This is a genomic window from Arcticibacter sp. (genome assembly GCF_045629565.1).
Lineage (GTDB): Bacteria > Bacteroidota > Bacteroidia > Sphingobacteriales > Sphingobacteriaceae > Arcticibacter.
The window spans coordinates 1-6,149 of sequence record NZ_JAZQRL010000110.1; the positions used below are offsets into that span (position 1 = coordinate 1).

The 6,149-nt window shown below is 43.6% G+C and carries 2 protein-coding genes; both read right to left on the bottom strand.

Features of this window, described 5'->3' with window-relative positions:
* Positions 1-2,565 (bottom strand): hypothetical protein (locus ACKI5J_RS14900; protein WP_407430277.1); only part of this gene is annotated, 2,565 nt, incomplete at its 3' end.
* Positions 2,566-2,585: 20 nt separating this feature from the next.
* A partial coding sequence (locus ACKI5J_RS14905) for a hypothetical protein (RefSeq protein WP_407430278.1) occupies positions 2,586-6,149 on the bottom strand: 3,564 nt, incomplete at its 5' end.

Sequence of the window (6,149 nt, forward strand, 5' to 3'; positions counted from 1 at the left end):
TATTTCTACTCGCTTTAAAGGACCGTGCAGGTAATAGTAATACTTTGCCTGTAGCTTCCTGGTCACGTTTGGATCAGTAGTAGTGTAGACCGCTGAAAGGCGACCGTTCGCATCGTATTCATAGTCATGAATGAAACGCTCGGCTGCTGCGTCTTTCTGGTAGTCAACTCTGCTGACACTTCCCTGGGCATTATAGGTATAGTTTATCGTTTTCGTTCCCAACCCGTTTATCTGCTTCACTATCCAGTTGACCCGCCCTTCGCTGTCATAACTGTACCATGTTTTTGCTTGCTCGTTCTCCGTCCAGCTCACTGCGCCATTAAGTAAAAACTCGTCCTGGTTGTAACCGGACAGGCCATGGGCATTATTTGCGTAATCGTAATAGGTTCGTACCCATTGCCTCTTAACACCCCCGGTGAGGCCGCCATCAGGTGCCACACTTTCCCGGAGTGCAGTGTTCGTCTTGGCGCTTGTAAAGCTGATATCGCCAGGCACGTATTCTCCTGACTCAAATGGCCTTACAGTCTTGTCGTAATTGGTGTAGGAAAAAGATCCTGACTTCCGTTGAACGGCGTTCTGGGAAAAACGAATGCTGCCATCCGCACGATAGATATACTCCGTGCGTCCGGTATTAGTGGAAGTTTCCGCAATCAGATGCCCTTGTGTATCATACTCATAAGTACTTACAAAAGGCACTTCTGCGAGAGCAGAGTATGCATTAACGTTATCTATAAGTTTTTTAACTCCTTCTGGAGCAATACTCGCTACCAGTTGTCCAACCTGATTATAAAAATTGTAGCTCACATCCTGATACCCGTTTGTATAGGTCACCTGTGCTTCAGAAAGGCTGAGCTTATAATAACCCGGGGATGCTGAATAAGGACCAGAACCATTCAAAGGCACACCTGTATCCATATTTAAAGGAGCTGAATAATTACCCGTAATGCTCAGGGTAGATGGTTGAAACAACCGGATATAAAGGACCGACGATTCATAAGTGCCACCCACGCTAAAGGTATTCGATACCACCAATTCATTGCCCGGTCTTGCAGTCATCAGCGATTTCCCCGATCTGTCCTGAATCGATATCTGCTCTTTTCCGTTCTCATCTTTTGTTACTGATTGTGTAGACTGCGTTGCAAGCGAAGCAGGCAAGGCGCCTATTTGTGCCTGGGTGAAAAATTTGTTCCTCACCTGCAGGTAATGGCTGAGCTCATTAACCACTGGCATCACGAATGCCTGCACTTCATGACCGCTTCCCGGCCTCAACGCTTCGCCCGGCGCTCCAACTTTTTTTATCGCACCAGACCTGTCATCGTGATATACAGTTCGACTGTACGGGAAACCTGTGGAGGGAACATAACTTTCCTGGTTATTGTTGTTGCTGTAATACCACCCTAATGTACCTGGATCAGCTGAATAAAGAGGGTTAGGATTATCCGTAGCGCTGAGATCAAAATTGTAAAAATTGTATTTTTCTCCGTTGGAATTAGTCATAAACTTCTCTTTGTAAGAGAATGACGAACTGTTTATCGGGGCTGCAAGCGTGCTTATAACCGGACGCGACAAGGCATCATAAACCGGCTGCGATGCAATAACTTGTCCTGCTACTATATTCTTAGCCTGCGTCTGCAACGGAGTTCCGGCATTATCATAATATGAACGTGTTTCAGCAATGACATTACCGTCATCATCATAACTTTTATTAGTGACATAATTTAGATCCTCATCTCCGCGGTTAATTGATATGGAGGTATTGATCACGCCAGTATAATCGGAGTATCCTTCGGAAACGACGTAATAGGTGCCACTGGAAAGAGAAGCTATCAGGGAGGCTTCCGATCCACTGCATAAAGGCCCGTTTCCATTATTGGAAGCTATAAGATTACCGTACGCGTCGAGCAAATACCCATACGTTTGAAATCCCGACCCACAATGTGAGATGGCAACCTGTGCGGGACTGTTGAGCGTAAACTTATAGAAAATGTCGTCGCCAATTTGACCGTAATCATTTCCATAACATGAGTTATCCCTGATGTCAACGAATCCTTGACTGCCCAAAACACCGGCATTTATGGCATTATTCATATTTGTGCCGACAGACGGAACACCGGAACCAGAAGCTTCTATATATACACTAACATTTCCATCAATGTAGTAACTTACACCCTCTGTTACAATGTAATACGTACCAGCATTAAGAGTAATCTCCATGGATGCGGCCGATCCTGAACAGGTGGGTCCATTGTCATCATTGTCTTCGATAAGGTAACCGGACCCGTCAATAACACTCAGATAAGTATCAATATCGCTGTCACATAGAGAAATCCTCAATGTTGTTGGCTGTACCAGTGTGAATTTATAGAAAATATCTCTGCTGCCGGTTCCGAAATCATCATTAAAATCCCCTGTATATTGAACATCTCCATAGGTAATGCCGGAGCAGGAAGAAATTGTGCCGATGTCGATCGCGTTATACATGTTATCACCTTGCATAGCATGTGCAGCCAGACTCATGTTAAAAAGTATAACAATACTTGAACAAATTGCTTTTAATGCTTTCATGACTTGCTGTTTTCAATGAGCTATTGAACCTTTTTATAATGATAATTAACCTCGTTCACTAGCGGGATATAAGTCTTTCCTAACTTTTCCTTATACACTTTGACCAACCTCCCTGCTCCGTCATACTCGAAGCGTGTAAATACATTATTGTTATCCAGTATGTGAGTCAGCTCGCCTGAGAAAGGATCATATACATAGCTATTGACTGTAGCCTGTAAAGGCTGAAACCTAAAGTCATCGAAAAACAAGGTTCCGCTTCCATTTACATTAGCACACCGGACAGTAAGTACATCATTAGGATTTGTCAGAGCAGATGCCGGGATTTTTAACTGAAGAAGGGTCCAACCCCGTGCAGTTTTCTGAGCATCAAGAACGGCATACCCGGATAAAGAGCCGATACTATAGTAAAGCTTCGCTGAGGAAAGATTTCCAGAAGGAGAATGTACCCATATGGAAGCCACATAATCACGACCAAGTGCCGATAATGAAGAAAGCGGAACGTCATACGAAATTCCCGTGCGATTGGACTCCAACGCCAGGCTCAACTTTCCGGTATGTGCCACTGATCCTCCGATAATACCGTTTACAAGAGTGACATTTGAGCTAAGCTTTCCCCCTGCTATCATAGCATCCTCAAAACCTGCAACAGCAATCTCACTATAGCTCGTATTGCTGCCCGATACAATCATTTTACTGTTATTGTATCCTAATTTAAATGCAGAGTATAGGCCATTAAAATCAACTGACTCAAGAGGTTTGGAAAACACATCGTACCTTTTTATCTCTCCTATTTTTCTCCAGGAGTCATTTTGAGTAGCACTTGCCCAGTCAAAATCAACAAAGCTGCTGATGGGTGTCATACCGCTGGCAGTCTGACCTTGGGGCATCCAGCCGTATTGAGCCGTTTTTCTCCAGATTTTGCCGTTACCTGCCGCATTATTCTGTAGTATGGAGTTACCCGCAGCGTCTAATACCGGGGTCTCCGCCCCCCATAGTTGCACAGAGGCGGACACCAAATCCTGTTTACTATTTGCATTATCAACCTTGTAAGTATAGTATCCGGTTTCCTGTGCAAGCATATTCTTATGAAGCGGGTCTTGTATCTTTAATCCTAATTCGGGGTATTTTTTGTAGGCTGGCACAATTTCCTGCATAAATCGATTCCCGTAAGCGTCCATTAAGAGTTGCTGGGTAGCAACACCGCTATAAAAGTCAAATGCCAGATTAACTGAAGACGTTCTTGTTCCTACAGTATAATCAATAACCGTTTGCCCGGTCTGAATGGCGGGGTACTCTTCGCGTGCCGCCATAGTTGCCTTAACATGCCAAAACGAAGTGATACCTGTCCAAACAGACTTAACTTCAGAATATCGTTCTTTTATTAGTCCTTGTTTCCTGTATTGAGCGAGACGCTGTTCGTAACCGTTCATAAAGTCCGAATGCGAAGTATTTTCCAGTCCGTCATGCAGATAATGGTTAATTGTTTCACTCAATTTTATCCCTGCCTTATCATAATAAACTGCACGTTTCAGAGCGCCGATGTTGCTGATAAACTTTTTCAAAACAACGTTCCTGGTGTAAAATAAACCGTATTCAGCTCGGGGGGCAGACCGTCTCGGGGTGACATCCTGTTTTCCCACCATATTTTCCCGGAACACCTCAAACTGATAGGTAACCTTTCCCGGCACCTGACGAGCCTGATTGTCAAGGGAATTTGTAACTTCACTCGTCACGGTTACATATTCATACACTACCCCGGGCGCCGGAACGTCTCTGGAGATACTCAAAAGACGCGTCATTTCGGAGTAAAGATCCCTGCGATATTTGTTGGATGCTTGCGCCCTTATTATGTCATCCGTAGTGGATACTGTACTGGCAACTCTATCCTGATCGAGACCAACCGGTTCATAGGACGTAACTCCGGACGACAATAATCCATTCGGTTTGTTATAGCTGTACTTCGTCGTTGTTTTAGTACCGGATAAGTTGTCGACTGTTATAGTTTTAACCCGTATTCCCCCACCGTAATATGTATTGACACTTCCCGGCTTAATATTTCCCGTTTTCACTGTACCGGTTCCACCACCAGCATTATAAAGTATATCATTACTCATATCCGTAGGACAGTTGATAGTTAGGTAGTTTCCGTTTATCGACGTTATCTTAGGTTTATTATAATATGATACACTGGCAATAACAGAGAAATTGTTTCCGCTTCCCTCCTTAAGCATCATAATATCAATCTCGTCCCCAACTTTGAACATATCATTTAGATTCATGCCTGCTGAATAGACATTCAGATTGAAGTTATTTGAACCCTGGCTGGAGAAATTGGTAAAAGTAAAACACCTGGTCCTATTAAGTACAGACTTACTATAGGTATCTCCTTCATAATCTATTTTGATATCTGCACCCATTCCTGTCTTTATTTTTCGAAGGGACCAGGCATCGGTGGTCTTATTTGATGTAGGTGTTGTGAGTCGGCTCATATTCTCGTCCGCCAATGATCCCCAATCTGCCTTGTGCATTCCCCAAAGATCATAACTATCCTTATGATAAGGCGGGTTTTTAGTTGTCCGAAACGATGAATTGCCTACGCTAAATAGAATACTGCTCTTCACAGCATAGCGCCACTCGCTTCCATTTTGGATTTTTTCTGAGATTACACCACAGTAGGCCGCATTCACATCGTCCGTTTCTATCATGTCCCCAACTTCAAATGCTCCGCTCGTACTTACAAATATTCCGTTAGCGATCGAACCACCGGCTCTTTTTGTACCCTGTGCGTCTAAATTATACTCAAACTCTGTAGGTGGGAGTAAATCCTGGCCACTCCTTCCTCTGAATTTTAGAGATTTAAGGGTGAGTTTCCCAAACTTGCTTGAAGCACTTGTAATATCATAACTATTGACGGTTCCTCTCGCCAGAGAATAATCATAATTAAAATCGACAATTCGTATTGCTTTAGCTTCCAATGCAGATCTCCCCACAGCGTTTATGTCGAATTTATCAAGAACCGAGTTATGAAATTCACATGTAGGGCAACTTATGCTCCTGCCGGAGGGAATATAGTTTCCTCCTGAACCAGTTGATGTAGTAACAAAGCCGGCATCACTGCTGTTCAGTAAATAGATTTTGTCAAGCCGCATACTCTGACTTGAATTGATATTATATACGCCTTCATTTTGATAGTTAGTCTGCGCATTAAGAGGTGAGCCCGCCCAATTCTTATTAAATATTTCAGGGGAAGAACTTTTTGCATCATACCTGACATCCTTTTCAAATAGCGCTGCGTGGCTACGGGTTCTAACCGCATTCAGATAATAGACTTCCCGCTTGCCCATAGATACCGTTCGGAAAGTATTGTCATCATCTTTTTGGTAACCTTCTGATGGATTTCTCCAGGGATAGCTGTCAGACCACTTGCCGTACTCAAAGCTGATCCATTGCCCATAGTCCTGATTATCCAATACACCAGGAGTACCACGATCAACGTAATCAGGCCCGGTGATAGCTGTTAAATACCAGTTGTAGGCATAACCTTCAAGTCTTACCTGCCTGTTAAATTTTAGTCCATCGGCCTT